The organism is Nocardioides sp. FY1077 (genome assembly GCF_058681775.1).
The window spans coordinates 128,553-153,533 of record NZ_JBZWDB010000005.1; the positions used below are offsets into that span (position 1 = coordinate 128,553).

At 75.2% G+C, this 24,981-nt stretch carries 28 protein-coding genes; 12 read left to right on the forward strand and 16 right to left on the reverse strand.

The genetic code is table 11. The features are described from left to right. Window positions 1-26 precede the first annotated feature (26 nt). Window positions 27-605, forward strand: a complete 579-nt coding sequence (locus AC4OR8_RS17675) for a TMEM165/GDT1 family protein (RefSeq protein WP_492166919.1) — start codon at window positions 27-29, stop codon at window positions 603-605. A 192-nt stretch (window positions 606-797) separates the two neighbouring features. Further along, window positions 798-1,775: a hypothetical protein gene (locus AC4OR8_RS17680; RefSeq protein ID WP_492166920.1), complete on the forward strand. Its 978-nt coding sequence runs from the start codon at window positions 798-800 to the stop codon at window positions 1,773-1,775. Window positions 1,776-1,796: 21 nt separating this feature from the next. Here the strand turns inward: AC4OR8_RS17680 and AC4OR8_RS17685 are convergent, their stop codons facing one another. Both AC4OR8_RS17685 and AC4OR8_RS17690 read right to left on the reverse strand, forming a co-directional pair. Beyond that, entirely contained in the window at window positions 1,797-3,401 is a 1,605-nt protein-coding gene (locus AC4OR8_RS17685) for an MXAN_6640 family putative metalloprotease (protein ID WP_492166921.1), read from the reverse strand. A 103-nt stretch (window positions 3,402-3,504) separates the two neighbouring features. Then, window positions 3,505-3,966, reverse strand: coding sequence for an FAD synthase family protein (locus tag AC4OR8_RS17690; protein ID WP_492166922.1), 462 nt, complete (start codon window positions 3,964-3,966; stop codon window positions 3,505-3,507). A 47-nt stretch (window positions 3,967-4,013) separates the two neighbouring features. Between AC4OR8_RS17690 and AC4OR8_RS17695 the strand changes: the two genes are divergently transcribed. Together AC4OR8_RS17695 and AC4OR8_RS17700 are read left to right on the forward strand one after the other, a co-directional pair. After that, the gene (locus AC4OR8_RS17695) at window positions 4,014-5,312 is read left to right on the forward strand and encodes a DUF445 domain-containing protein (RefSeq protein WP_492166923.1); all 1,299 of its coding nucleotides are present in this window, start codon (window positions 4,014-4,016) and stop codon (window positions 5,310-5,312) included. Between the two features lie 32 nt (window positions 5,313-5,344). Beyond that, window positions 5,345-5,593 carry an RNA-binding S4 domain-containing protein gene (locus AC4OR8_RS17700; protein ID WP_492166924.1) on the forward strand — a complete coding sequence of 83 codons (249 nt, stop codon included), beginning with the start codon at window positions 5,345-5,347 and terminating at the stop codon, window positions 5,591-5,593. Window positions 5,594-5,645: 52 nt separating this feature from the next. On the opposite strand, the gene AC4OR8_RS17705 is transcribed toward AC4OR8_RS17700, so the two are convergent. Both AC4OR8_RS17705 and AC4OR8_RS17710 read right to left on the reverse strand, forming a co-directional pair. Further along, window positions 5,646-6,809 carry an alpha-hydroxy-acid oxidizing protein gene (locus AC4OR8_RS17705; protein WP_492166925.1) on the reverse strand — a complete coding sequence of 388 codons (1,164 nt, stop codon included), beginning with the start codon at window positions 6,807-6,809 and terminating at the stop codon, window positions 5,646-5,648. A 46-nt stretch (window positions 6,810-6,855) separates the two neighbouring features. Next, window positions 6,856-7,224 carry an FKBP-type peptidyl-prolyl cis-trans isomerase gene (locus AC4OR8_RS17710; RefSeq protein ID WP_492166926.1) on the reverse strand — a complete coding sequence of 123 codons (369 nt, stop codon included), beginning with the start codon at window positions 7,222-7,224 and terminating at the stop codon, window positions 6,856-6,858. A gap of 148 nt (window positions 7,225-7,372) precedes the next feature. Between AC4OR8_RS17710 and lepB the strand changes: the two genes are divergently transcribed. Beyond that, window positions 7,373-8,239, forward strand: coding sequence for a signal peptidase I (gene lepB, locus AC4OR8_RS17715; RefSeq protein WP_492166927.1), 867 nt, complete (start codon window positions 7,373-7,375; stop codon window positions 8,237-8,239). 19 nt (window positions 8,240-8,258) lie between these two features. On the opposite strand, the gene AC4OR8_RS17720 is transcribed toward lepB, so the two are convergent. Together AC4OR8_RS17720 and AC4OR8_RS17725 are read right to left on the reverse strand one after the other, a co-directional pair. Next, window positions 8,259-8,690 (reverse strand): CBS domain-containing protein, encoded by a 432-nt coding sequence (locus AC4OR8_RS17720; protein ID WP_492166928.1) that lies wholly within the window; start codon window positions 8,688-8,690, stop codon window positions 8,259-8,261. An 82-nt stretch (window positions 8,691-8,772) separates the two neighbouring features. Beyond that, window positions 8,773-9,696, reverse strand: a complete 924-nt coding sequence (locus tag AC4OR8_RS17725) for an inositol monophosphatase family protein (protein WP_492166929.1) — start codon at window positions 9,694-9,696, stop codon at window positions 8,773-8,775. A 61-nt stretch (window positions 9,697-9,757) separates the two neighbouring features. Here AC4OR8_RS17725 and AC4OR8_RS17730 point away from each other — a divergent pair, with 61 nt between their 5' ends. Further along, a complete protein-coding gene (locus tag AC4OR8_RS17730) occupies window positions 9,758-10,204 on the forward strand; it encodes a hypothetical protein (protein WP_492166930.1) in 447 nt (148 codons plus the stop codon). A 28-nt stretch (window positions 10,205-10,232) separates the two neighbouring features. Here AC4OR8_RS17730 and rsgA read toward each other — a convergent pair whose 3' ends face one another. Genes rsgA through AC4OR8_RS17745 form a run of 3 tightly spaced genes read right to left on the reverse strand, consistent with a single transcriptional unit; the run spans window position 10,233 to window position 13,150 of the window. Continuing rightward, the gene (rsgA, locus tag AC4OR8_RS17735) at window positions 10,233-11,234 is read right to left on the reverse strand and encodes a ribosome small subunit-dependent GTPase A (RefSeq protein WP_492166931.1); all 1,002 of its coding nucleotides are present in this window, start codon (window positions 11,232-11,234) and stop codon (window positions 10,233-10,235) included. Between the two features lie 22 nt (window positions 11,235-11,256). Continuing rightward, window positions 11,257-12,573, reverse strand: a complete 1,317-nt coding sequence (aroA, locus tag AC4OR8_RS17740; RefSeq protein WP_492166932.1) for a 3-phosphoshikimate 1-carboxyvinyltransferase — start codon at window positions 12,571-12,573, stop codon at window positions 11,257-11,259. 46 nt (window positions 12,574-12,619) lie between these two features. Continuing rightward, on the reverse strand, window positions 12,620-13,150 hold the full coding sequence (locus AC4OR8_RS17745) for a DoxX family membrane protein (protein ID WP_492166933.1): 531 nt from the start codon (window positions 13,148-13,150) through the stop codon (window positions 12,620-12,622). Between the two features lie 67 nt (window positions 13,151-13,217). Here AC4OR8_RS17745 and AC4OR8_RS17750 point away from each other — a divergent pair, with 67 nt between their 5' ends. From AC4OR8_RS17750 to rsrA, 4 genes are all read left to right on the forward strand, one after another. After that, window positions 13,218-14,000: an SOS response-associated peptidase gene (locus tag AC4OR8_RS17750; protein ID WP_492166934.1), complete on the forward strand. Its 783-nt coding sequence runs from the start codon at window positions 13,218-13,220 to the stop codon at window positions 13,998-14,000. Between the two features lie 17 nt (window positions 14,001-14,017). Further along, window positions 14,018-14,737 carry an alpha/beta hydrolase family protein gene (locus AC4OR8_RS17755; RefSeq protein WP_492166935.1) on the forward strand — a complete coding sequence of 240 codons (720 nt, stop codon included), beginning with the start codon at window positions 14,018-14,020 and terminating at the stop codon, window positions 14,735-14,737. A gap of 77 nt (window positions 14,738-14,814) precedes the next feature. Continuing rightward, window positions 14,815-15,456 carry a sigma-70 family RNA polymerase sigma factor gene (locus AC4OR8_RS17760; protein ID WP_492166936.1) on the forward strand — a complete coding sequence of 214 codons (642 nt, stop codon included), beginning with the start codon at window positions 14,815-14,817 and terminating at the stop codon, window positions 15,454-15,456. Then, the gene (gene rsrA / locus AC4OR8_RS17765; protein WP_492166937.1) at window positions 15,453-15,752 is read left to right on the forward strand and encodes a mycothiol system anti-sigma-R factor; all 300 of its coding nucleotides are present in this window, start codon (window positions 15,453-15,455) and stop codon (window positions 15,750-15,752) included. Before AC4OR8_RS17760 ends, rsrA begins: the two co-directional genes overlap by 4 nt. A gap of 180 nt (window positions 15,753-15,932) precedes the next feature. On the opposite strand, the gene AC4OR8_RS17770 is transcribed toward rsrA, so the two are convergent. Continuing rightward, window positions 15,933-17,342, reverse strand: a complete 1,410-nt coding sequence (locus AC4OR8_RS17770) for an amidase family protein (RefSeq protein ID WP_492166938.1) — start codon at window positions 17,340-17,342, stop codon at window positions 15,933-15,935. A gap of 166 nt (window positions 17,343-17,508) precedes the next feature. Here AC4OR8_RS17770 and AC4OR8_RS17775 point away from each other — a divergent pair, with 166 nt between their 5' ends. Then, window positions 17,509-17,829 (forward strand): hypothetical protein, encoded by a 321-nt coding sequence (locus AC4OR8_RS17775; protein ID WP_492166939.1) that lies wholly within the window; start codon window positions 17,509-17,511, stop codon window positions 17,827-17,829. A 69-nt stretch (window positions 17,830-17,898) separates the two neighbouring features. On the opposite strand, the gene AC4OR8_RS17780 is transcribed toward AC4OR8_RS17775, so the two are convergent. From AC4OR8_RS17780 to AC4OR8_RS17805, 6 genes are all read right to left on the reverse strand, one after another. After that, window positions 17,899-19,473, reverse strand: a complete 1,575-nt coding sequence (locus AC4OR8_RS17780) for an alkaline phosphatase D family protein (RefSeq protein ID WP_492166940.1) — start codon at window positions 19,471-19,473, stop codon at window positions 17,899-17,901. Between the two features lie 196 nt (window positions 19,474-19,669). Next, window positions 19,670-19,744 carry a 50S ribosomal protein bL37 gene (locus AC4OR8_RS17785; protein ID WP_371863162.1) on the reverse strand — a complete coding sequence of 25 codons (75 nt, stop codon included), beginning with the start codon at window positions 19,742-19,744 and terminating at the stop codon, window positions 19,670-19,672. 86 nt (window positions 19,745-19,830) lie between these two features. Beyond that, window positions 19,831-20,214, reverse strand: a complete 384-nt coding sequence (locus AC4OR8_RS17790) for a thioesterase family protein (protein WP_492166941.1) — start codon at window positions 20,212-20,214, stop codon at window positions 19,831-19,833. Continuing rightward, a complete protein-coding gene (locus AC4OR8_RS17795) occupies window positions 20,211-20,705 on the reverse strand; it encodes a GNAT family N-acetyltransferase (RefSeq protein ID WP_492166942.1) in 495 nt (164 codons plus the stop codon). Before AC4OR8_RS17795 ends, AC4OR8_RS17790 begins: the two co-directional genes overlap by 4 nt. 3 nt (window positions 20,706-20,708) lie before the next feature. Continuing rightward, complete coding sequence (locus AC4OR8_RS17800; protein WP_492166943.1) at window positions 20,709-22,406, reverse strand: acetolactate synthase; 1,698 nt, start codon at window positions 22,404-22,406, stop codon at window positions 20,709-20,711. Between the two features lie 32 nt (window positions 22,407-22,438). Then, window positions 22,439-23,287 (reverse strand): DUF2785 domain-containing protein, encoded by an 849-nt coding sequence (locus tag AC4OR8_RS17805; RefSeq protein WP_492166944.1) that lies wholly within the window; start codon window positions 23,285-23,287, stop codon window positions 22,439-22,441. A gap of 157 nt (window positions 23,288-23,444) precedes the next feature. Between AC4OR8_RS17805 and AC4OR8_RS17810 the strand changes: the two genes are divergently transcribed. After that, window positions 23,445-24,971 (forward strand): sensor histidine kinase, encoded by a 1,527-nt coding sequence (locus AC4OR8_RS17810; RefSeq protein WP_492166945.1) that lies wholly within the window; start codon window positions 23,445-23,447, stop codon window positions 24,969-24,971. The last annotated feature ends 10 nt before the right edge of the window (window positions 24,972-24,981 follow it).

Sequence of the window (24,981 nt, forward strand, 5' to 3'; positions counted from 1 at the left end):
GCGCCCAGAGAGGAACCCCGTCGTCCATGGACGCCTTCCTGATCAGCACCGCCGTCATCTTCGTGGCCGAGCTCGGCGACAAGTCCCAGCTCATGGCGATGACCTTCGCCGCCCGCTACCGCGCCCGCGACGTCCTGATCGGCATCACGGTGGCCACCGCGGTGGTGCACCTCGCCTCGGTCGGCATCGGCTACGCGGTCGGTGACGCCTTCGCCGACTACCAGGACGCCATCGCGGTGGTCGCCGGCATCGCGTTCCTCGGCTTCGCGCTGTGGACGCTGCGCGGCGACGAGCTCACCGAGGAGGAGGCCGACAAGGCCCGCCGCAGCCAGGGGGCGGCGATCCTGGCCGTCGGCGTCGCGTTCTTCCTCGCCGAGCTGGGCGACAAGACCATGCTGGCCACGATCACCCTCGCCACCCGCGAGGGCTGGTTCGGCACCTGGGTGGGCAGCACCCTCGGCATGGTGGCGGCCGACGCGCTGGCGATCGTGGTCGGGGCGGTGCTGGGTCGCCGGCTGCCCGAGAAGCTCATCACGTACGGCGCCGCGGCGGCGTTCGCGGTCTTCGGGCTGCTGCTGGTGGCCCAGGGCGCCGGGTGGCTGTGACCCGCCGCTGACCCCCCTGCGGACCCCCGGGTGGCCCGCCCGGGTGGTGGGGGGATGACCGATCGGTCAGACCTGTCCCACGGGCCTCGCCCGGGTCGCGCGGGGTCCGCTAGCGTCGACGCACCCCGTGGGAGTGGTCACACGCCGCGGGAAGCCTGAGGAGGACCGGTGTCGCCACACCTTCGTGCCGTCGTGGCACGGCGCAAGCTCGACCTGCACCTGGGCTACGGCGGGCTGGCGCTCGGCGCCATCGCCTTCGTGTGCGTCCTGGTCACCTCGCTGCTGGTCACCCAGGTGGCCCCACGGCTCCCCGACGAGCTGCTGGCCGACCGCGTGCAGCGGATCGCGCCGCCGACTCCCCTGCTCGAGCCGACCCCTGACCGGGTTCGCACCACCGTCGCGCGACCTGGTGGCGAGGCCGCCTCCGGGTCGGCCCGCGCCACCGACCGGGCGGCGCGCCCGGACGTCGTCGACCGCGCTCCCCGCCCGGTCACCGACACCTCGGCTCCCCAGGTCACCGCGGATCCCGGCGTCCCGGTGGCGGTGCCCGTCAGCACCTCGGGCGAGGCCGCCCCGGACGCCCCCGCCCCGTCGTCCGAGCCCGGCGGCCCGGGTGCTGGCGGCCCCGGCGAGGGCCCGGCCCCCGCGCCGTCCGGCGACGGCAACGGCGACGGCAACGGCAACGGGGGCAGGGGTCCCGGCAGCGGCTCGGGCGTGACCGGCCCTGTCACCGAGGTCGTCGACGCCGTTGGCGAGACCGTGGTCGAGATCATCGACATCGACATCGACGGCCCGCGCGGCCCCCAGGAGTCCCCGAACGCGAACCCCGACGCCGGTCCCGACGACCATGAGGGCAAGGGCGATCACGAGGGCAAGGACGACGAGGGCAAGGGTCACGGCCAGGGCCAGGGCCAGGGCCAGGGCCAGGGCCAGGGCAAGGGCGACGTCGTCGACGAGGACGAGGACGAGGGCAAGGGCGACGACGGCGACGTCGTCGACGAGCACGTCGACGAGGGCACGCACGACGACGAGGGCAAGCACGACGACGGCGAGCCCACCGACGGGGTGGTCGAGGTGGTCGACGACGTCACTGACGCCGCCGACGGCGTGGTGGGCGGCGTGGTCGGCGGCGTGGTCGGGGGCGTCCTGGAGGCCACCCCCCGCCACTGACCGACGGGGAGCGGCCGGCGCTCAGCGCTTGGCGGCGGTGACCGTGGTGGAGAACCGGCGGTCGTCGTCGAGCGGGGTGCCGGAGCAGGCGTAGCCGGTGCGCTGCTCGCCGCAGTCGCGGAACCGGGTGGAGGCGTTGACCAGCGACACCACGACCCGCTCGACCGTGGTGCTCGAGAACGGCACCGCGACGCGGCCCCGGCCCGAGCGGGTCAGGTCGACCCGGCGCTCGACGGTGCTGCCGTCGAGCTTCTCCACGGTGACCACGGCGGCCGGCGAGGTACGGCGCCCGGGCACGTCGACGGCGACCTCGGCGCGCCAGCGGCGCGAGTCGAGCCCGTCGCCGGGCACGGCCGCGTAGTGCCGGGCCGCGAGGTGGTTGACGCCGGAGCCGCCGGTGGCGGTGCGCTCGGCGCCGGTCAGCGTCCAGGTGCGGGCGACGTGGGCGGCAGGCCAGGAGCCGCCCTCGGCGTAGCTGCGGGCGGGGTGCAGGTTGGCGGTGGCGTAGTCGGCGTACACGCGCGTCAGCCCGCCCTCGCCGCGCAGCGCCTCGGCCATCGCGTCGGTCGACCAGGTGCCGGCCGAGGCGGCCTCGGTCCAGGCCTCGCGCACGACGCGCCGCCCGAAGCGGTCGCCGAGGTACTCCCACCAGGTCCAGTTCCCGTACTGCTGCAGGTCCTGCTCGCCGGACAGGTCGAGGGAGAACCCCGGGCTCGCCACCTGGCCGGAGGGCAGGAACTGGCGGTTGTCGTCGACGTCGTCGGCGAACCGCTCCTCCATCCACGTGGCCGTCGACTCCTTGAACCAGCTGTCGTCGAGCCAGTCGTAGCCGAACTGCACGGCGTGGAAGAACTCGTGCGACGCGGTGACGCGCAGGTTGGCCCGGCGGGTCCCGGCGAACTCCGCGAAGTCGTTGTCGAGCACGCAGTAGCCGGTGGCGCGGCGCGGCTCGTCGCTGCGGCGGTACTCCGGCGCGCAGTAGCCGTAGAGGCCCTGGGAGCCGACGTCGGCGAGGTAGACGTCGAACTTGCCGTTGCCGCCGATGTCGCGGCCCTGCCCGCGGGCGATGCCGTCGCTGAGCGGCTCGCGGTAGCCCAGCCGTCCGGTCTCGAAGCGCCACACCTTCTCGAGCAGCGCCAGGTTCTGCCGCACCCACCGCACGCCGGGCACCGCGTCGTCGGTGCGGGTGACGTAGTGGACGCAGAACTGCTCGGAGCAGCGGCGCTGGGAGTCGGTGGTGTAGCCGTTGCCGACGTCGTCGCGCGCGCCCTGGGTGGGGCGGGCCAGGATGTCGCGGGCCGCGGCGCGGTCGCCGCCGCGCAGGTGGGGGAGCGCGGCGTAGAGGTCGGTGAGCGCCAGGGTGGCGTCCACCCGGTGGGCGGTCGACCCGGTGGTCGGCACGGGCTCGACCGCCTCGCCGGTGACGACGTCGCTGGCGACGGCCAGCGCGGTGCGGGCGCGCGCCTGCACGTCGCCGTCGGCCTGCTGGAGGCGGGCGCCGGTGGCGGTGCGCCGGTCGGTGCGCTCGTCGGTGGAGGAAGCGGTGTCGGCGGCGGCGCCGAGCGCGGGCAGCACGGTGACTGCGGCGCTCAGTGCCAGGGCGGCGGCGGCGAGGGGGAGACGCATCGGGGAAGACCTCGTCTGGCTGGGGGAAGGGCGCCCGCCAGCCTGCCCCGCCGCGGCGCGAGATCGCGGGCGGCGCGCGGGGCGGGCCCCCGCCGACTGCGGCTCAGCCCGTCGTGGAGATCTTCTCGATGATCGCCGTGGTCGAGATCGCGGGCGTGCGGGGCAGGTAGACGACCTCGCACACGTCGCCGAACTCGTCGAAGCGCCCGGCCCAGTCGTCACCCATCACCAGGACGTCGGCGCCGAACTGCAGGATGTAGTCGCGCTTGAGCTCGAGGCTCTCCTCGACGAACACCTCGTCCACCGCCCTGAGGGCCGCCACGATCGCGAGCCGCTCGGCCTGGCTGAAGACCGGCTGGCGGCCCTTCTTGCGCTGGTTGAGCGCGTCGGCGGACACCCCGACGACCAGCCGGTCGCCGAGGGCGGCGGCCCGCTCGATCACGCGCAGGTGACCGACGTGGAAGACGTCGAAGGTGCCGAACGTGATGACCGTGCGGCGGGTCGGCGGGTCGGTCGGGGCGGGGGCGGACGGCGGTGGGACGGCGCTCGGGTGGGGCTCGGGCATGGGCGGGAGTCTCCCATCCGCGGGCGGTGGGTGAGAATCGACTCGCGATGACCACCACACCTGTTGCCCAGGGCGCCCCGGCGCCGGCGCCCCTCGGCCTGCCCCCCGTCGACCACGCCGCCGACGAGCAGCGCCGTCGCGGGCTGCGCCGCATGCGGCTGGTGGCCCTGTCGCTGCTGGTGCTGGCCGCCGTCGTGTACGTCGCGACGCTCGGCCAGGACGGTGCGCTGGGCTGGGTCAACGCCGCCGCCGAGGCCTCGATGGTCGGCGCCATCGCCGACTGGTTCGCGGTGACCGCGCTGTTCCGCCACCCGCTGGGCATCCCGGTGCCGCACACCGCCCTGGTGCCCAAGCGCAAGGACGAGCTCGGCCGCGGGCTCGAGGAGTTCGTGGGGGAGAACTTCCTGCAGGAGGACGTCGTGCGCGAGCGGATCACCGCCGCCGAGATCTCCCTGCGCATCGGGCGCTGGCTGGCCGAGCCCGAGCACGCTCGCCGCGTGGTCGACGAGGTCTCCGAGGTGGTGGCGACCGGGCTGGGCAAGGTGCGCGACGAGCACGTGCGCGCGGTGGTGCAGGACGCGCTGATCCCGCGCTTCCACGAGGAGCCCATCTCGCCGCTGCTGGGCGGGCTGCTCAGCGAGGTGCTGCGCGACGACATGCACCACGGCGTGGTCGACCTGGTGCTCGACGAGCTGCACGGCTGGCTGCTGGAGAACCCCGAGACCGTGGCGCAGGTGCTGGAGGAGCGGGCCCCGTGGTGGGCGCCGCCGAGCATCAACGAGCGGATCACCGGGCGCATCCACCTCGAGCTGGTGCGCTGGGTCAGCGACATCCGCGACGACCCCGAGCACCGCGCCCGCGAGGCCCTCGACTCGATGCTGACCCAGCTCGCGGTCGACCTGCTCGAGGACCCCTCCACCCAGGAGCGCACCGAGCGGCTGAAGGACCGGCTGCTCGACCAGCCGCAGTTCGTGGTGACCGCCGTGTCCCTGTGGGACGCCCTGCGCCGGGTGCTCACCGCCTCGCTGCAGGACCCCGACGGAGCCGTGCGCGGCCGGCTGCTCAGCGAGCTCGAGCACTTCGCCCAGCGGCTGCTCGACGAGCCGGCGCTGCGGGCCTCGCTCGACGCCACGATCGCCGACGCCGTCGTGTTCGCGGTCTCGCGCTACGGCGACGAGGTCACCACGATCATCTCCAGCACCATCGAGCGGTGGGACGGCAAGGAGGCCGCCGACCGCATCGAGCTGCACGTCGGGCGCGACCTGCAGTTCATCCGGATCAACGGCACGGTGGTGGGCGGGCTCGTCGGCCTGGTCATCCACGGGTTCAGCGTGCTGGTGGGCTGAGCGCCGCCGGCCGCGGGTGCGAGGATGGGGCGGTGAGCCAGCCCCAGGACGTCCCGATCCGCGACGAGGTCATCCGCCTCGGTCAGTTCCTGAAGCTGGCCGACCTGATCGACAGCGGTGCGGAGGCCAAGGAGGTCGTCGCCTCCGGCGAGGTGCTGGTCAACGGCGAGCCCGACACCCGACGCGGTCGCCAGCTCGTGCAGGGCGACGTCGTCGAGCTGCGCGGGCGCGCGGCGCGGGTGGCCGACGCGGCCTCCCACGACGACGGCCTGCCCTGGTAGCCCCGGCCGGACGCCGGCGGGGCCGGCTGAGCGGGGCGGAGGGGCCGGCCGCCTAGCCGCGGACGAGGCAGTGCGGGCCGAGCTCGGCCGGGGTAGACCAGCCCGAGCCCGCCATCGTCAGGTCGAGCTCCGCGAGCAGGCAGCGCAGCACCCACTCCACGCCGGCCTGGCCGCCCAGGGCGAGGCCGTAGAGGTAGGGCCGGCCCAGCAGCACGGCGCGGGCGCCCAGCGCCAGCGCCTTGAGCACGTCGGGACCCGTGCGCACCCCGGAGTCGAAGAGCACGCACAGGTCGTCGCCGACGGCCTCGGCGATGCCCGGCAGCACGTCGAGCGACGCGACCGCGCCGTCGACCTGGCGTCCGCCGTGGTTGGAGACGACCAGGCCCTCGACGCCGTGGTCACGGGCCAGCCGGGCGTCGTCGACGTGCTGCACGCCCTTGAGCACGATCGGGCCCGCCCAGCGCTCGCGCACCCAGGCCAGCTGGTCCCAGGACAGCCCGGGGTTGGGGAACACCGAGGCGAAGGCGATGCCGGCGGCGCCGGGGTCGTCGGCGGCCGGCTTCTCGAGGCGGCGGGCGAAGACGGGGTCGCTGGTGTAGTTCGCGATGCCCTCACCGGCCAGGAACGGCAGGTAGCCGCGGTCGAGGTCGGCGGGGCGCCAGCCGAGCAGCGTGGTGTCGAGGGTGATGACGAGGTGGGTGTAGCCGCCGGCGCGGGCCCGCTCGAGGAAGCTCTCGCACAGCTCGGGGTCGTCGGGCCAGTACAGCTGGAACCAGCGGCTGCCGTCGCCGGAGGCCTCCGCCGCCTGCTCGATCGAGTGGCTGGCCTGGGTGGAGTGCACGTAGGTCAGGCCGAGCGCGGTGGCCGCGCGCGCCGTGGCCAGCTCGCCGTCGGGGTGGGCGAGGGTCTGCACGCCGACGGGGCCGAGCAGCACGGGGGCGGCCATGGTGGTGCCGAGCACCTCGGTGGACAGGTCGCGCACGGCGTGGTCGCGCAGCATCCGCGGCACGATGCGCCACCGCTCGAACGCCGCGACGTTGGCCCGCGCCGTCGAGCCGCCGCCCGCGCTGGGCACGACGTAGCCCAGCGCGGACGGCTCAAGCACCTGCGCCGCACGCGCCTCCAGGCCGGCCAGGTCGGTGGTGGTCTCCGGGGTCTGCCCCAGGAACATCCCGTTGGCGTAGATGGCCGTCTGGTGGTCGCCGAAGTGGGTCACAGGGTCCTCGCTCGTCGGGTGGGGCGGGCTGCGGCGCGGGGCAGGCTCAGGAGACGCCGAGGAGGTCGACCACGAAGATCAGGGTCTCGCCGGGCTTGATCACGCCGCCCGCGCCGCGGTCGCCGTACCCGAGGTGCGGCGGGATGAGCAGCTGGCGGCGTCCGCCGACCTTCATGCCCTGCACGCCGGTGTCCCACCCGGCGATGACCTGACCGATGCCGAGGCGGAAGCGCAGCGGCTCGCCGCGGTTGTAGGAGGCGTCGAACTCCTCGCCCGTGGAGTGGGCGACGCCGACGTAGTGCACGGAGACGGTCTGGCCGGACTGCGCCTCGGGGCCGTCGCCGACGGTGACGTCGGTGATGACGAGCTCGGTGGGCGGCTCGCCGCCGGGGAAGTCGATCTCGGGCTTGTCCATGGGGCATGTCCTCTCGGTGGCGTGCGGTGGGCGGCCGGGCACCCGTGGGCCCCCGGCCAGGCCGCGAGCCTAGCCACCGGGACGCTGCGGCCTGCGGGGTAGGGTCGCCGCGCGACCCGGGTGGGCCGGACGCGGAGAGGGGTGGGACGTGGCCGAGCGCCATCCGCAGGACCCGGACCAGCCGGATCCCGCGCCCGCCGCCTCCACGGACCCCGCCGACCACGACCCCGCCGGCCCCGCCGCGCACCCGGACCACTCGGAGCACACGGACCACGCCGCGCACGCCGCCCCGGCCGCCGACGCCCGGCGGCGTCGACTGCCGGTGTGGCAGGAGTCGGCGCTGCTGCTCGTGCTCGCGCTGGCCCTCGCGCTGGTGGTCAAGACGTTCTTCGTGCAGGCCTTCTACATCCCGTCGGGCTCGATGGAGCCCGGGCTGGTGCTCAACGACCGGATCCTGGTGCAGAAGGTGTCCTACTGGGGCGGTGGCTCGCCCGAGCGGGGCGACGTCGTGGTCTTCGAGGACCCGGGCGACTGGCTCGGTCCCGCCGAGGACGTCGGCCCCGGGAGCACCTTCACCTCGGTCATGAGCCGCATCGGGCTCTACCCGACCGGCGGGCACCTGGTGAAGCGGGTGATCGGCGTGGCCGGCGACACCATCGTGTGCTGCGACGACGACGGGAGCCTCAGCGTCAACGGCGAGCCGTTCGACTCCAGCGGGTTCACCAGGAACGCCGCGCGCTGCGACGGGCCGATGGTCGACCAGTGCCGCACCGACTGGGAGGTCGGCCCGGTGCCGGCCGGCAGCGTCTTCGTCATGGGCGACCACCGTGACGACTCCGCCGACTCCAGCTTCCACATCTGCCGCAACCCGGGGGCCGGACGCTGCGAGGACGGCGACGAGTTCGTGCCGGTCGACCTCGTCGTCGGCAAGGTCTTCGCCCGGGTCTGGCCCGCCGACCGGTTCGACCTGCTCTCGCGCCCCGCCGCCTTCGACGCCGTCCCCGACGCGCCGTAGCGGTCGGGTCGCCGTCGCGTCAGGTGCGGTGCAGGTAGCCGTCGAGCTGGTCGCGCTCGAAGCGCAGCTCGCCGATCGTGTGCTTGACGGCGTCGCCGATGCTGACCACGCCCACGAGGCGGCCCTCCTGCACGACCGGCACGTGGCGCACCCGCCGCTCGGTCATCGTGCGCATCAGGTCGGCCAGCACGTCGTCGGGGGAGCAGGTCTCCACGTCGGCCGTCATCAGGTCGCCGACCGTCGCGCCGGCCACCGTGCCGGCGGTGTGGAGGTGGCGCACGACGTCGCGCTCGCTGACGATGCCGGCCAGCGTGGCGCCGTCCGGGCTGACCACCACCGCCCCGATGCGGTGCTCGGCCAGCAGCGCCAGCAGGTCGTCCACCCCGGCCTGCGCCGAGACGGTGACCAGCGGGACGTCGCCCTTCGCGGCGAGGATCTCGGCGACGCGCACAACGGCTCCCGGGGGTCGGCGGTGGTCTCGACTCTAGAGCCGGCGCAGGCCGCCTGACCAGGACTCCCGCCCTGGCGCGGCCTCACTCGTAGACGGGCCCGTCGTCGGCGACGCGCGCCCGGCGGGCGCGCAGGTCGCTCACGCTGCCCGGGCCCTGCCGTGGCCAGTCGGGGTCGTCGGGGGCGTCGGGGTCGTCACGGGTGGCGGCGAGGAACGACAGCGCGGCGTCGTGCAGGTGGCCGTTGGAGGCCACCGCGTTGCCGCCGAACGGGCCCGGGGCGCCGTCCAGGCCGGTGAACCGGCCCCCGGCCTCCCGCACGATGATGTCGAGGGCGGCCATGTCGTGCACCTCGAGCTCCGGCTCGGCGGCGAGGTCGACAGCGCCCTCCGCGAGCAGCATGTAGGACCAGAAGTCGCCGTAGGCCCGGGTGCGCCAGCAGCGCCGCATCAGCGCGAGCAGGTCGTCGAGGCGCCCGCGCTCCTCCCACCCCGACAGCGACGAGTACGACAAGGAGGCGTCCTCGAGGCGGCGCACGTCGGAGACCTGGCAGCGGGTGGCCTTGAGCAGGCTGCGCCCGGTCCAGGCGCCGTTGCCGGTGCTGGCCCACCAGCGGCGCTGCAGCATCGGCGCGGAGACCACCCCGAGCACCACCTCGTCGTCGACGACCAGCGAGATGAGGGTGGCCCAGACCGGGACGCCGCGCACGAAGTTCTTGGTGCCGTCGATGGGGTCGATGACCCATCGGCGCTGCCCGTGGCCTGTGGAGCCCTGCTCCTCGCCGGTGATCGCGTCGCGCGAGCGGGCCCGCGACAGCGTGCGGCGGATGCTGGCCTCCACCGCCTGGTCGGCGTCGGTGACGGGGGTGAGGTCGGGCTTGCTCATGACGTGCAGGTCGATCGCGCGGAACCGGTCGGTGGTCAGCGAGTCGGCGTCGTCGGCGAGGACGTGGGCCAGCCGCAGGTCGTCGGTGTAGTCGCGCTGCTCGGGAGCGGAGGAGGTGGCCACGGAGACAGGCTACGGTCCGGGCTCCGCGGTGCGGCGTGGCCTGCGCCCTAGAGTTCCCGCCATGGAGATCAACGGCCTGCCCCTGCACGCCATCGTCGTCCACGCCGCCGTCGTGTTCGGGCCGCTGTCGGCCCTCGCCGGGGTGCTCTACGCCGTGCCGGCGCTGCGCGACCGGGTGCGCTGGCCGCTGGTGGCCAGCGTGGTCGCCACGCTGGTCTCGGTGTGGGTGTCGTACCTCAGCGGCGGGCAGCTGGTCGAGGCCAACGAGTACGGCGGTCCGCTGGCCGAGCTGGTGCAGACCCACCGCGAGCGCGCCGAGGTGCTGCGCCTGCTGGTGACCGCCTTCACCGTGGCGACCGTGGCCGCGGCCGCGCTGCACCGGCGCACCGGGGCGGTGCGGGTGGTGCTCGCGGTGCTGGTGCTCGCGCTGGCGGTGGCCACCGGGGTGTGGACGGTGCTGGTGGGCGACGCCGGCGCGCAGGTGGCGTGGTTCGGCACCCAGGGCTGAGGCCAGGGCTGCGCCGGCGACCGGTGGGTCACCACTCCCGGTAGCTGCGGGCGGCCAGCAGCCGACGGAACGACGCGACCCGCTCCGGGTCGGTGCGCCCGGCGGTGACGGCCTCGTCGAGCCCGCACTCCGGCTCGTCGTCGCCGTGGGTGCAGCCGCGGGGGCAGTCCTCGGTCATCTCGTCGAGGTCGGGGAACGCCTCGATCAGCGTCTCGGGCTGCACGTGGGCCAGCCCGAAGGAACGGATGCCGGGGGTGTCCACGATCCAGCCGGAATCCTGGGGGTCGGTGGCCGGCAGGGCGAGCATGAACGCCGAGGTGGACGTGTGGCGCCCGCGCCCGGTCACCGCGTTGACGTGGCTGACCGCGCGGTGGGCGTCGGGCACCAGCGCGTTGACCAGCGTGGACTTGCCCACCCCGCTGTGGCCCACCAGCACGCTGGTGCGCCCGGCCAGGCGCGCGCGCACCTCGTCGAGGTCGCCGCCGCGGTGGGTGACGACCCACGGCACGCCGAGCGGGCGGTAGGTCGCCAGGAACGGCTCGGGGTCGGCGAGGTCGGCCTTGGTGAGGCACAGCAGCGGGGCCATCCCGGCGTCGAAGGCGGCCACCAGTGCCCGGTCGACCAGGCCGGTGCGCGGCTCGGGATCGGCCAGCGCGGTCACCACCACCAGCTGCTCGGCGTTGGACACGATGACCCGCTCCACGGGGTCGTCGTCGTCGGCGGTGCGGCGCAGGGTGGTGAGCCGCTCGCGCACCTCCACGATGCGTGCCAGGGAGCCGTCGTCGCCGCTGGTGTCGCCCACGACCCGCACCCGGTCGCCGACGACGACGCCCTTGCGGCCCAGCGGCCGGGCCTTCATGGCCATCACCCGGTGGTCGTCCACGTCGAGGGTGAACCGCCCCCGGTCGACGGTGACGACCAGGCCGTCGACGGCGTCGGCGAAGGCAGGACGCTCCTTCGTGCGCGGGCGGGTGCGTCTCCGGGGTCGCTCGTAGTGCTCGTGGTCGTGGTCGGAGTAGCGCCCGCTCACCGCTGGCCCCCGCCGCCGTGGCTCACAGCAGCGCCGACCAGGCGCCGGGGAAGTCGGGGAAGGTCTTCGCCGTGGTGGCGACGTCCTCCACCAGGACCCCCGGCACGGCCAGGCCGACCACGACGGCGGCGTGGGCCATCCGGTGGTCGGCGTAGGTGTGGAACACGCCGCCGTGGAGGGGGGCGGGCCGCAGCGACAGGCCGTCGTCGTGCTCGGTGACGTCGGCGCCGAGGGCGCCGAGCTCGGTGGCGAGCGCCGCGAGGCGGTCGGTCTCGTGGTGGCGGACGTGCGCGATGCCGCGCAGGTGGGACGGGGTGGTGGCCAGCGCGCAGAGCGCGGCGACCGCCGGCGCGAGCTCGCCCACGTCGTGCAGGTCGTGGTCGATGCCGAGCAGCCGCGCCGGCCCGACGACCCGCAGCCCCGCGTCGGTGCGGGTCACCTCGCAGCCCATCATCGTCAGGATCTCGCGCAGCGCGTCGCCGGCCTGGGTGGTGGCCGGCGGCCAGTCACGCACCGTGACGGTGCCGCCGGTGGCCGCGGCCAGGGCCAGGAACGGGGCGGCGTTGGAGAGGTCGGGCTCGATGGTGCGCTCGACCGGGCGCACCGGCCCCGGTGCCACCACCCAGCGGTCGGGCTCGGAGTCGTCGACGTGCACGCCGTGCTCGCGCAGCAGCGCCACCGTCATGTCGATGTGGGGCAGCGACGGCACCGGCTTGCCGTCGTGGCGCACGTCGACGCCCTCGTCGTAGCGCGCACCCGCCAGCAGCAGCGCGGAGACGAACTGCGACGACGACGACGCGTCGAGGGTCACCGTGCCGCCGCGCACCGAGCCGGTCCCGTGGACGGTGAACGGGAGCAGCCCGCGCCCGCCGTCGTCGACGTCGGCGCCGAGCTCGCGCAGCGCGCTGAGCACCCCGCCCACGGGGCGGGTGCGCATGTGGGGGTCGCCGTCGAAGGTGACCGGCCCGTCGGCCAGCGCGGCCACCGGCGGAACGAACCGCATCACGGTGCCGGCCAGGCCGCAGTCGACGTGCGCGCCGCCGCGCAGCGGGCCCGGGGTCACCCGCCAGTCGTCACCGGAGGTGTCGACGTCGGCACCGAGGCCGGTGAGCGCTGCGGCCATCAGCAGGGTGTCGCGCGAGCGCAGGGCCCGGCGCACCACGGAGGGGCCGTCGGCGATCGCGGCCAGCAGCAGCGCGCGGTTGGTCAGCGACTTGCTGCCCGGCAACGACACGACCGCCTCCACCGGGCCCGTGGCGTGGGGTGCGGGCCACAGGTCGGTGGGGCGGTCGGGTCGTCCGGCTGGTGCGGCGACGGGGTCGGCGGGGGCGGCGTTCACCCGCGTGAGACTACCGAGGCGCCGCGCCGCCCGAGCGTGCAGCGGGTCAGGCGACCTTGGCCTTCACCACACGGGCCTCCTGGCGCGCGGAGACGGCAGCGTGGCGGGCCTCGCGCTTGACGTCCTTGGCGACGCGGCGCGCGCGCCAGGCGACGCCCGGGCGGCCCTCGGTGTCACCGGCGGCGACGAGCAGGCCGCCGACCACCGACATGTTGCGGAAGAACTGCAGCGCCTGCGCCTTCTTGGCAGCGGCGTCCGACTCGGCCCAGAAGGCGTGGCCGGCGACGGTGGTCGGCACCATCGAGGCGGCGAGGACGGTGGCGCTCAGGCGCGGGGCGCGGCCGGTGGCCAGCGCGAGGCCGGCGGCGATCTGCACGCCGGCGTTGACCTTCACCAGCGTGGCGGGGTCGGTCGGGATCGGGGCCGACGGCACGGCCTTCTGCACCGCCGGCACGACCTTGTCGGTCACGCGGGAGGCCTTCGGGGCGAGGGCGGCGGAGTTGCGCAGCGCGTTCTGGGCGCCGTACACGACTCCCACGGCCAGCAGGGGACGGGCGATCATTCGGCTCACGGTCATGGTGTCTTCCTACAGGACGCAGGCCTTCGGCGTCCTCACCCCCCGGTGGACGCCCTAGGCTGGGGCCATGTGCGGGAGGTACGCGTCGAGCCGCCGCAGCGAGGAGCTCGTCGAGGAGTTCGAGGTGGCCGAGAACCGGGTCGCCGAGTCGCTGGCGCCCGACTTCAACGTGGCCCCCACCAAGGAGGTCTACGCCGTCGTGGAGCGCCCGCCGCGCGGCGAGGACGCGCCGGCGAGCCGGCAGCTGCGGGTGCTGCGCTGGGGGCTGGTGCCGTCGTGGGCCAAGGACCCCGCGATCGGCAACCGGATGATCAACGCGCGCAGCGAGACCGTGGCCGAGAAGCCGGCGTTCCGCAAGGCGTTCGCCTCGCGCCGCTGCCTGCTGCCGGCCGACGGCTACTTCGAGTGGTACGCCACCAGTGCGCTGACGGCGGCCGGCAAGCCGCGCAAGCAGCCGTTCTTCATCCGACCGCGCGACGGGTCGGTGCTGGCGATGGCCGGGCTCTACGAGATCTGGCGCGACCCCGCCCGCGGTGACGACGACCCCGAGCGGTTCCGGTGGACGTGCACGGTGATCACCACCGCCGCCGAGGACTCCTTGGGCCACATCCACGACCGGATGCCGATGATGGTCGACCGCGACCAGCGCGACGCCTGGCTCGACCCCACCACCGCCCAGGGCGACCTGCTCGACCTGCTGGTGCCGGCGGCACCCGGCGAGCTGGAGGCCTTCGCCGTGTCGACGCTGGTCTCGAACGTGCGCAACAACGGTCCTGAGCTCCTCGCACCGCTGCCGCTCGAGGACGTGCCCGACGACCTGGTCGACGACCTCACCACCGGCCGCGGCTGAGTCGGGGAGGACGGGTCGTGGGCGCACGCAGCGAGTGGGAGGTCGAGACGCCGCACGGCGTCGCGCGCATGGTGCTCGACGCCGCCGAGCCCGCCACCGGTGCCCGACCCGTCACCACCGCCACCACCCTGCTGCTCGGCCACGGCGCCGGCGCCGGCATCGACACCTGGGACCTCGAGCTGCTGGCCGCCTGGCTGCCTCGCCACGGCGTGGACGTCGTCCGCCTCGAGCAGCCCTGGAAGGTGGCCGGTCGGCGGCTGGCCACGGCGCCCCCGACCCTCGACGTCGCCCTCGAGGCCGCCGCCGCCACGCTGCCGGCCGGCCCTCGTCTCGTGCTGGGCGGTCGCTCGGCAGGGGCGCGCTCGGCCGCGCGGTGCGCCGTGCGGCTCGGCGCGGCCGGTGTGCTGGCCCTGGCCTTCCCGCTGCACCCGCCCCGCCGTCCCGAGCGCTCGCGGCTCGCCGAGCTCGCCGCGCTGTGGGAGGCCGGTGTGCCGACGCTGGTGGTGCAGGGCGAGCGCGACGCGATGGGCCGCCCCGAGGAGTTCCCCGACGAGGCCGAGCTGTGCGTCGTGCCGGGCGCTGACCACGGGCTGCTCGTGGCCGCGCGGGCGCCCCTCACGCAGGAGGACGCCGGGGTCCTGCTCGTCGAGGCCGTGCTCGAGTGGCTCGAGCGCGAGGTGGGCGGGCCCACGGGGCCGGGGAATGGCGTCGGGGGGCACCGTGTTCCCCCCTCGTGATCGCCACGCTCGAACCTCCCGCCACCCGGTCTCCCCGCGACCCCCGGCCTACCGATGAGGGCCTAGTCTGGGACGCGATGACCGACACCTTCGAGACCCCGGCCGACGCGCCGGTCGACCTCGCCACCGAGACCGAGGCGGAGCGCTCCGCCCGCTTCGAGCGCGACGCGCTGCCCTTCCTCGACCAGCTGTACTCCGCCGCGATGCGGATGACGCGCAACCCGGCCGACGCCGAGGACCTGGTGCAGGAGACGTTCGCCAAGGCGTACTCCTCCTTCCACCAGTTCCGTCCCGGCACGAACCTGAAGGCCTGGCTCTACCGGATCCTGACCAACACGTTCATCAACACCTACCGCAAGAAGCAGCGGCAGCCGCAGCAGTCGATGTCGGAGGACGTCGAGGACTGGCAGCTCGCCCGCGCCGAGTCGCACAGCTCGACCGGACTGAAGTCGGCCGAGACCGAGGCGCTCGAGCACCTGCCCGACTCGCAGGTCAAGGACGCCCTCCAGCGTCTGCCCGAGGAGTTCCGCCTCGCGGTCTACCTCGCCGACGTGGAGGGCTTCGCCTACAAGGAGATCGCCGAGATCATGGACACCCCCATCGGGACCGTGATGTCGCGCCTCCACCGAGGACGTCGCCAGCTGCGCGACATGCTCACCGACTACGCCCGTGCACGCGACCTGACGGCCGCCACCCGCACCGAGGGGACCGCGTCATGACCCAGGACCACAGCGGCCACGACCACACGGCCGGGCCCGACGACGTCACCGCCAGCGAGTGCGCCGACTACCTCGAGCAGATCGTCTACTTCATCGACAACGAGCTGGACGCCTCCGACTGCTCGGCGGTGCAGGCCCACCTCGACACGTGCAACCCGTGCCTGGAGAAGTACGACCTCCAGGTGACGGTGAAGCAGATCGTGGCCCGCTCGTGCTCGGAGTCGGCGCCCGACGCCCTGCGCCTGCGGGTCATGAAGCAGGTGCGCGAGGTGCAGCAGCGCATCAGCGAGTCCTGAGCAGGACAGCGCGGGTCCCACCGGACGTCCGGTGAGACCCTCGGTCGTCGACCGAAGCCTCGGCCGACGACCACGGGTTCGGGTCGACGACCCCCGACGACCGGACCCGCGAGGCCACGGCCGACGGGGGCGCCGTCCGCCGAGGGTGCTCCTGCCCCGCCCCCGTGGAGGCGCCCGGGCTCAGACGAACGTCGGGTACGTCGGCGCCGGCAGCGGACCGCTGGTGCGGTCGCGCGCGGCCTCGTAGCCGGCACCGACCTCGAGCAGCGTCGCCTCGCTGCCGGTCGTGCCCCAGAACGACACCGCCACCGGCATCCCGGCGGCCAGCTCGGTCGGCACCGTGAGCAGCGGGTAGCCCGCCACCGCGGTGGGTCCGCTGCAGGAGCCGGCGAATGCCTCGGCGCCGATCAGGTCGATCGGGCCCGCCGGGGCGTACGACGGCGTCACCAGCGCGTCGAGCCGGTGCTCGCGCAGCACCCGGTCGATGCCGTCGGCGCCGGTGGCCCGCAGCGCACGTGCCCGGGCCTGCTCGTGCTCGGGCTCGCCGTCGAGGGGCCCCGCCAGCGCACGCTCGAAGAGCGACTGCCCGAAGTGGGCCAGCTCGGTGTCGGCGTGCGACGTGTTGAAGGCCACCAGCTCCTCCAGGGTGCGCGGCACGTCGCCGGCGCGGGTGGCGAGGTAGTCGGCCACCCCCGAGCGGAACTCCGCGAGCAGCACGAGCAGCTCGTCCTCCCACACCTCGTCGGGCAGGTGCGGCAGGTCGGTGTGGTCGACGACGGTGGCGCCCTCGGCCGACAGCAGCGCCACGGCACGCTCGGCGGCGGCGTCGGCGTGAGGGGAGTAGCCCCAGAACGGGCCGCGCGGCACCCCGATCCGCTTGCCCGCGAGCCGGCCCGGCACCGCGTGGGAGGTGTGGTCGCGCGTCCCGTCGGCCATCACGTCGAGCAACGCGGCGGCGTCGCGCACGGTGGTGGTCATCGGCCCCGGGGCGTCCTGGGACCGCGAGATCGGCACGACCCCGCGGGTCGGCACGGTGCCGACGGTCGGCTTGAGGCCGACGCAGCCGTTGAACGCCGCCGGGCAGGTGATCGAGCCGTCGGTCTCGGTGCCGACGGCGAACGGCGCCAGCCCGGCCGCCACCGCGGCGCCGCTGCCCGAGCTCGAGCCGCCGGCCGACCGGTTGAGGGCGTAGGGGTTGCGGGTGAGCCCGCCGACGGCGCTCCAGCCCGACGTGGACCGCTCGTCGCGCAGGTTGGCCCACTCCGAGAGGTTGGTCTTCCCCAGCACCACCATGCCGGCGGCGCGCAGGCGTTCCACCAGCACCGCGTCGCGTGCCGGCGGGGGCGCGTCGACCAGCGCCAGCGAGCCGGCCGTGGTGGGCAGGTCGTGGGTGTCGACGTTGTCCTTCACCAGCACCGCGCGCCCGTGCAGCGGCCCGCGGGTGCGTCCCGCGCGGGTCTCCGCGTCGAGGCGGTCGGCCTGCGCCAGCGCCTCGGGGTGCACCGTCATCACCGACCCCACCGCGGCGTCGACGTCGGTGATGCGGGCGAGCAGCCGCTCGACGGCGGCGCGGGAGGTCGTCTCGGTCACCCCCCGATCCTGCCTCCACGCCCCGGGCGGGGCGGCGGCGGGTGGAGCACCCCGCTCGGGCCGGGCACGAGGTCGTCGGGGGACACGACGCCACCGTAGGGTTCGGGCGTCCCCTGCGGGGGGCGGCGGCGCGGACGGTCCGCGCCGGCGACCGGAGGGGTACGAGATGACGGCCAGCCGCTCGGCGCGCGAGAGGAAGGCCGCCCGCGAGGCGGGTCCGCTGGCTCGGGTGAAGATCGACGTGGGCGAGGACGAGGCGCTGGTCTACAAGATCAGCTGCGCGGAGTGCACCGTGGCCGGGCGGCGCAGCTGGTCGGCGTACCGCCCCGGCGAGGACAACGGGTTCATGGCGGCCATGGACCGCTGGGTGTTCCACCTCGACGAGAAGCACCGCGGCGCCGAGGCGCCGTGCCTGGCGTTCCGGGGCGCGGCCCAGGAGCGGCTGCAGGCCCGGCGCGACGCACGCCGCCCCGACGCCCAGGACTGACGCCCAGGACCGGCGCCCGGGACCGACGCCCAGGACCGGCACCCGGAGCCGGGGCCCCGGCCCCGACGTTCAGAGCCGCACGGCGCCCGGCGTGCCGTCCTGCACCGCGAACGACGCGTAGGTGTAGCGCTCCGCCTCGCGCGTGGTCACGGTGCGCACCATCTGCAGGTCGGCGCGGAACCGCTCGCGGTCGACGGTGCACCGCACGTGTCCGCGCCGGTCGCCGTCGAAGAACCGGATATGGGGGTTGAACGGGATCATCGGCCCGTAGTAGGGCCCGTAGGGCGTGCGGTCGCCGTTGGAGCTGATCGAGGTGCCGACGAACTCGGTGGCGACGACGGGGGAGCCGGGCCGGTCGAAGTCGGCGTGGATGTCGTTGACGAACGTGGAGTGCCAGTCGCCGGTCACCACGACCGGGTTGCGGGTGCCGGCGTCGCGCCAGGCGCCGATCAGCCGCTGGCGCGCGGCCGGGAAGCCGTCCCAGGCGTCGTGCCAGAGCCGGTCGCCCTCAGGGCCGTCGTGGTCGAGCCGGGCCAGCATCACGTTGCTGGCCAGCACGTCCCACTGCGCGCGCGAGCGCTTCAGGCCGTGGTGCAGCCAGCGCTCCTGCTCCGCGCCGAGCATGGTCACCGACGGGTCGTAGGCCGCATCGCACGCGTCGGCCTCGCCCCAGCCGCACGGCGGCACGTCGCGGTACTGCCGGCCGTCGACGAGGTCGACCTGGGCGAGCCGGCCCCAGCGCAGCCGCTTGTAGATCCGGGCGCCGCCGTCGGCGGTGGGTCGCGAGGAGATCCGCACCGGCTGGTGCTCGTACCACGCCTGGTACGCCGCGGCGCGCATCGCGGCGATCTCGCCGTCGCCGTACTGCGACTGCTCGCCCGCGTAGTCGTTGACCACCTCGTGGTCGTCCCAGGTGACCAGCCACGGGAAGCGGGCGTGGGCCCGCTGCAGGTCGGGGTCCTGCTTGTAGAGGGTGTAGCGCAGCCGCCAGCCGCGCAGGTCGTCGGTGTCGCCGCGGTAGACCTCGGGGATCGCCACCGACCGCTCGCGCCCGCGGGCGGGCAGGCTCCCCTCGTAGACGTAGTCGCCGAGGAACACCACGAGGTCGAGGTCGTCGGCGGCGAGGTGGCGGTAGGAGGGCCAGTAGCCGTCGGCGTAGTTCTGGCACGAGGCGAACGCGAAGTCGAGGCGGTCGACCTTCGCGCCCGGCGCCGGGGCGGTGCGGGTGCGTCCGACGGGGGAGACGTGGCCGTTCCAGCGGAACCGGTAGAACCACTCGCGGTCGGGCGCCAGGCCTCCGGCCTCCACGTGCACCGAGTGGGCCAGCCCGGGCAGCGCCCGCACGCTGCCGGAGCGCACCACGCGGCGGAACGACCGGTCGGCGGAGACCTGCCACTCCACGGCGGTGGGCCGCGCCGGCATGCCGCCGTCGGGGGTCAGCGGCTCGGGCACCAGCCGCGTCCACAGCACCACGCTGTGGTGGTCGGGGTCGCCGCTGGCCACGCCCAGGGTGAACGGGTCGCCGCTGGGCATGCCCGGCCCCGCCATGGCGTGGTCGAGCGGCAGGCCGCCCAGGGCCGCGGCACCGGCGACCACGCCGACGGTGCGCAGGAACGTACGACGGTCTCCGGAGATGTCAGGCACGCGCCGCACGCTAGCGGCGCCGACCCGGTCCCCAGGAGGGTCGCGACGCAGGCTTCCGCGGGTGGTCGAGAAGTGTTCCCCCGCGGTTCAGGCGGTCGTCCCGGGCGGGCGCGCCGGCCGCCTCGCGGTGGCTCCCCGGGAGACGCAGCGGACCCCCGGCCGGGTGGCTCGGGGGTCCGCTGCTGGTGGCCTGCGCTCAGGCGTTGGGGCGCTTGCCGTGGTTCGCGGCCTTCTTCTTGCGAGCGCGGCGCTTGCGTCCGGTCTTGCCCATGGTGTTCTCCTCTGCGGATCGGTGACGACCCGTCGAAAGGGTCAGGGAGTGAGTTTCTCAGATCAGGCGGCGCCGGGGAAATCGGGTCACCCGCGGGACAGGAAGCGCTCGGCGTCGACGACCACCCGGGTGACCTCGCCCGAGGCCACCACCTTGCCGGCCGCGCCGTCCTCGCCGACGTGGCGCGCGGCGACCGCGAGGCGGTGCAGCCGGCCGTCGGCGTACGACGACGTCGCGCTCACCTCGACGCGCTGGCCCACGGCCGACGGGGCGAGGTGCTCGAGCGCGACGCGGGTGCCGACGCTGGTGGCCCCCGCGGCCAGCGTGGGCTCCAGCGCCGCGCAGGTGGCCTGCTCGCACCACGCGAGCAGCCGGGGCGTGCCCAGCACCGGCAGCGAGCCCGAGCCGAGGGCCGCGGCGGTGTCGTCGCCGGTGACGGTGAAGGTCAGCACGGCGTGCAGGTCGGTCATCGCAGCTCCTTGACGAAGACGAGCAGGTCGACGCCGGGCAGCGGCGCCCAGTCGCGGGAGGGGTCGCGGGCGTAGCCGAGGCCGGTGTAGAGCCGGTGGGCGGTGGCCATCCCGGGCAGGCTCGACAGGGCCATCGCGGTCGCGCCGGCGTCGCGCCAGCGCGCCTCCACGTGGTCGACCAGGGCACGCCCCACCCCGCGGCCCTGGGCCTGCGGGGCCACCGCGAGCATCCGGAACTCGCCCTCGTGGTCGCGTGACACCTCGCGCCACGGCGAGCCCGGCGGGCAGCTGGTGACGCTGCCGAGCAGCCGGCCGTCCTCGAGGGCCACCCACAGCTCGGCCTGGGCGGCCCGCGAGGCGGCGTCGCGCAGCTTCGCGACGTAGGGGTCGTCGGGCCCGAGGGTGAAGCCGGCGTACGCCGCCGCGGTCACCTCGCCGACCTCGGCGAGGTGGCCTGGGTCGGGGTCGGCCAGGGCGATGGTGAACGACATCCCTCAGATGCCGAACGTCGCCCGCGGGTAGGCGGCGTCCACGTCGGTGATGACGTTGACCAGGTAGGGCACGCCGGAGGCGAAGGCGCGGTCGAGGGCGGGGCCGATCTGGCGCGGGTCGGTGACCCGCTCGCCGGCGCCGCCGAGCGCCTTCACGACCTCGTCGTAGCGGGTCTGCTCGGCGAGGTCGGCGACGACGTCGTAGCCGTAGAGCATCTGCATCGGGCCCTTCTCCAGGCCCCACGCCGAGTTGTTGCCCATCACCATCACCACGGGCAGGCCGTGGCGCACCAGGGTGTCGACGTCCATCAGCGAGAAGCCTGCGGCGCCGTCGCCGAGCAGCAGCACGACCTGCGCCGAGGGGCGCGCCAGGCGGGCGGCGATGGCCGCGCCGAGCCCGGCGCCGAGGCAGCCGTAGGGGCCGGGGTCGAGCCAGCCGCCGGGCCGCTTCGGCTCGACGAACTTGCCGGCGAAGCTGACGAAGTCACCGCCGTCGCCGATCACCACGGCGTCGTCGGCCAGGCGCGGCACCAGCTCGCCGTAGATGCGGGCGGGGTGGATGGGGTCGGCCTCGGCGGCGAGGAGCGCCGCGTCGCGGGTGACCGCGGCGCGCACGGTGTCCTGCAGGCCGCCCACCCACGCGGAGCGGTCGGGCCGGTCACGGCGGTCGATGCCGGCGAGCAGACCGTCGAGCACGCGGGTGAGGTCGCCGCTGACCGACGCCGCGAGCTCGGCGTGGGCGGCGAGCTGGCCGGGGGAGTCGGCGACGTGCACGACCGCGGCCGGCGTGGCGCCGTCCTTCCCGCCGAAGACGCCGTAGCCCAGGCGGAAGTCGAGCGGGGTGCCGACGACCACGACGAGGTCGGCTCCGCCGAGGGCCGCGCTGCGCGCCTTGGTGACCAGCAGCGGGTGGCCCCCGGGCACCAGCCCGCGGCCCATGCCGTTGGTGATGGCCGGCAGACCGGCCTCCTCCACCAGCCGCAGCGCGGCCACCTCGGCGCGGTCGGCCCACACGTCGGTGCCGAGCACCAGCACGGGCCGCTCCGCGGCGGCGAGCAGGGCGGCGATGCGGTCGACCGCGTCGCTGTCGGGCTCGGCGCCGCGACCGGTGCCGACCTCGGGCAGCACACCGGACGAGGAGGCGAAGAACTCGTCCATCGGCACGTCGACGAACACCGGGCCGCGGTGCGACGACCCGGCGGCGGTGAACGCCTCGTGCACGCCCCCGAGGACGTCGCCGGCCGTGGCCAGCGTGCGGGCCTGCTTGGAGACCGACGCCAGGATCGGCGGCTGGTCGAGCTCCTGGAGGCTGCCGCTGCCCCAGCGGTTCTGCGGGGCGCGGCCGCCGACGACCACCATGGGCGAGCCGGCGAACTGGGCCTGGGCGATGGCGCTGACGCCGTTGGTGACCCCGGGCCCGGCGGTGAGCACGGCCAGCCCCGGCACCCGGGTGAGCTTGCCGGTGGCCTCGGCGGCGAACGCCGCGGTCTGCTCGTGGCGCACGTCGAGCAGCCGCATCGGCGGCTGCGCGGTCACGGCGCCGTCGTACATGGGGAAGACGTGGGCGCCCGACAGCGTGAACATCGTCTCCACGCCGTGGGCGCGTGCGACGGTGACCGCGAGCTGGCCGGCGTGGCCGGACACCTCGCCACCGGGGACGTCGGTCGGGGGCGTGGTGGGCTGGGCCGGTGCGTCCGTCATGTCCGCAGGCTACCCACGGGTCGTGACCGGGCTCACGCGGTGGGCGGGCGCAGGTGGGGGTTGGTCGTGCGGAGCGCGTCGACGACCACGAGCAGCAGGTCGGCGCGCACGGCGGGCGGTCGCGGGCCCAGGGCCAGCTGGAGGTAGAGCGCGCGCAGGAAGGCCTCCGCGTCGCCGCCGCGCAGGAACGGGTCGGTGTCGCCGTCGACGCCGCGGGCGGCGGCCGCCTCGGCGACCCGGGCGACCCACGGCTCCAGCACCGTCAGCGGCACCGCGTCGCGACGCAGCACCTCGGTCACCGCCTGCGCGAGCCGGTCCTCCTCGCCGTGCAGGAGCCGGTCGGGTCCGGCGAGCAGCAGGCGGTCGGCCACCACGTCGAGCAGCACGGTGAGCTCGGCGGGGCCGAGGTGGGGCGAGGCGGCCAGGGCCCCCACGGCGTCGGCCCCGTGGGCCACGGCGTGCGCCCAGCCCTTGCCGGGCACGAAGCCGCGCAGGTCCTGCTCGCGCAGCAGCCAGGTGATGATCCGGTCGGCCCAGTCGAGCACCTTGCCGCCCGCCACGAGCGGACGCCGGTTGTCGCGCGTCACGCACTCGGCCAGCACCAGCACCGACCCGCTGCGGCGGAACACGGTGTCGGTGCCGCGCTCGCCGAGACCGACGACGAGCCCGGCGGCCATGCCGTCACCGAGGCCGGCGAGCAGGTCGTCGTACACCCCGCGGGCCACCCAGGCGGCCAGCGTGGGGCGGGCCGTGCCGTCGCGCGTCTCCGGGTCGGCGTCGCCCAGCATCGTGGTGAGCTCGGCGGTCAGCTCGTCCAGGGGGCGGTCCGACGGCACCGCGAGGCCGTCGGCGTGGACCTGTCTCCAGTACGCACCCGACATGGCACTCATCCTGCCTGACGCCGGGCCGCCCGCGCACCCTCGGCCCCGCGCCGCCCGGCGCCCGCACGGCGCCCGCACAGGACCCGACCAGCGCCCGCACAGCACCGGCACAGTGCCCGCGCGGCGACCGGGCCGGGCCCGCCGTAGGCTCGGCGTCGTGCCGTCGATGACCGAGCTGGTGAGGTCCCACACCGACCTCGACGCCGACGACGTGGCCTGGCTGCAGCTGCTGCAGGCCGACTGGCAGATCATCGCCGACCTGTCCTTCGCCGACCTCGTGCTGTGGCTGCCCGACCGTGCCGGCAGCGGTTTCTGGGCGGTCGGCCAGATGCGCCCGACGACCGGCCCCACGGCGTACGTCGACGACGTGATCGGCACGTTCGTGCCCACCGGGCGGCGTCCGCTGCTCGACGCGGCGCTGGCCGAGCAGCGGCTCGTGCGCGAGGGCGACCCCGAGTGGCGCGACGACGTGCCGGTGCGGGTGGAGTGCATCCCGGTGCGCCGGGAGGGCCGGGTGATCGCGGTGGTCGCCCGCAACACCAACCTGCTCGGCGTGCGCACCCCGAGCCGCCTGGAGCTCACCTACCTGCAGACCGCCGCCGACCTCACGCAGATGATCGCCGGCGGCTGGTTCCCCGCAGCCGGGCAGCGCAGCGACCACACCGACACCCCCCGCGTCGGCGACGGGTTCCTGCGCGTCGACGCCGCGGGCCACGTCGAGTACGCCAGCCCCAACGCGTTGTCGGTGTTCCGCCGCCTCGGGCTCTCCGGCGACCTCGCCGGCCTCTCGCTGGCCGACCTCGTGCGCGACCTGGTGCCACCGCGGCGCCGCCCCGACGAGGAGACGCTCAGCGCGGTGATGGGCGGGCGCGGCCACCGCGACGCGGAGTTCGGCACCGACGGGGTCACCCTGGTGGCCCGGTCGATCCCGCTGCGCCCGCAGGGCACCCGCACCGGGGCGCTCGTGCTGGTGCGCGACGTCAGCGACCTGCGTCGGCGCGACCGCGAGCTGGTCACCAAGGACGCCACGATCCGCGAGATCCACCACCGGGTGAAGAACAACCTGCAGACCGTCGCGGCGCTGCTGCGGCTCCAGGCGCGTCGCATCGGCTCCGACGACGCGAAGGCCGCGCTCGAGGAGGCCGTGCGGCGGGTGGGCACCATCGCGATCGTGCACGAGACGCTGAGCCAGGCCGTCGAGGAGACGGTGGCCTTCGACGAGATCGCCGACCGGCTCTGCGCGATGGTCACCGATGTCAGCGCCGTGGGCAGCCGGGTGCGCGTGCGCCGCGCGGGCTCGTTCGGCGAGCTGTCGTCGGAGTCGGCCACGGCGCTGGCGATGGTGCTGACCGAGCTGCTGCAGAACGCCGTCGAGCACGGCTACGAGCCGCCGGTCCAGCACCGGTCAGCACCTCGCACGGTGGAGGAGGTGCTGGCCGAGGGCCTGCTCGGCGAGGTGACCGTCGAGGTGCGCCGCACGGCGGGGCGGCTGCGCCTCGTCGTCGACGACGACGGACGCGGCCTGCCGACCGGCTTCGACCTCGACGGCTCGACCAACCTCGGCCTCTCCATCGTGCGCACGCTGGTCGAGTCGGAGCTGGGCGGTCAGCTCGCTCTGGGTCCGGTGCCGACCGCCCGCGGCACGCGGGCCGTGGTCGACGTCCCGCTCGAGCCGCTCACCTGACGTGGGGTCC

Coding starts and splice junctions, on each gene's coding strand:
- AC4OR8_RS17675 (WP_492166919.1), top strand. CDS start 27: ATGGACGCCTTCCTGATCAGCACCGCCGTCATCTTCGTGGCCGAGCTC.
- AC4OR8_RS17685 (WP_492166921.1), bottom strand. CDS start 3,401: ATGCGTCTCCCCCTCGCCGCCGCCGCCCTGGCACTGAGCGCCGCAGTC.
- AC4OR8_RS17690 (WP_492166922.1), bottom strand. CDS start 3,966: ATGCCCGAGCCCCACCCGAGCGCCGTCCCACCGCCGTCCGCCCCCGCC.
- AC4OR8_RS17695 (WP_492166923.1), top strand. CDS start 4,014: ATGACCACCACACCTGTTGCCCAGGGCGCCCCGGCGCCGGCGCCCCTC.
- AC4OR8_RS17710 (WP_492166926.1), bottom strand. CDS start 7,224: ATGGACAAGCCCGAGATCGACTTCCCCGGCGGCGAGCCGCCCACCGAG.
- AC4OR8_RS17730 (WP_492166930.1), top strand. CDS start 9,758: ATGGAGATCAACGGCCTGCCCCTGCACGCCATCGTCGTCCACGCCGCC.
- AC4OR8_RS17745 (WP_492166933.1), bottom strand. CDS start 13,150: ATGACCGTGAGCCGAATGATCGCCCGTCCCCTGCTGGCCGTGGGAGTC.
- AC4OR8_RS17750 (WP_492166934.1), top strand. CDS start 13,218: ATGTGCGGGAGGTACGCGTCGAGCCGCCGCAGCGAGGAGCTCGTCGAG.
- AC4OR8_RS17760 (WP_492166936.1), top strand. CDS start 14,815: ATGACCGACACCTTCGAGACCCCGGCCGACGCGCCGGTCGACCTCGCC.
- rsrA (WP_492166937.1), top strand. CDS start 15,453: ATGACCCAGGACCACAGCGGCCACGACCACACGGCCGGGCCCGACGAC.
- AC4OR8_RS17775 (WP_492166939.1), top strand. CDS start 17,509: ATGACGGCCAGCCGCTCGGCGCGCGAGAGGAAGGCCGCCCGCGAGGCG.
- AC4OR8_RS17790 (WP_492166941.1), bottom strand. CDS start 20,214: ATGACCGACCTGCACGCCGTGCTGACCTTCACCGTCACCGGCGACGAC.
- AC4OR8_RS17795 (WP_492166942.1), bottom strand. CDS start 20,705: ATGTCGTTCACCATCGCCCTGGCCGACCCCGACCCAGGCCACCTCGCC.
- AC4OR8_RS17800 (WP_492166943.1), bottom strand. CDS start 22,406: ATGACGGACGCACCGGCCCAGCCCACCACGCCCCCGACCGACGTCCCC.
- AC4OR8_RS17805 (WP_492166944.1), bottom strand. CDS start 23,287: ATGTCGGGTGCGTACTGGAGACAGGTCCACGCCGACGGCCTCGCGGTG.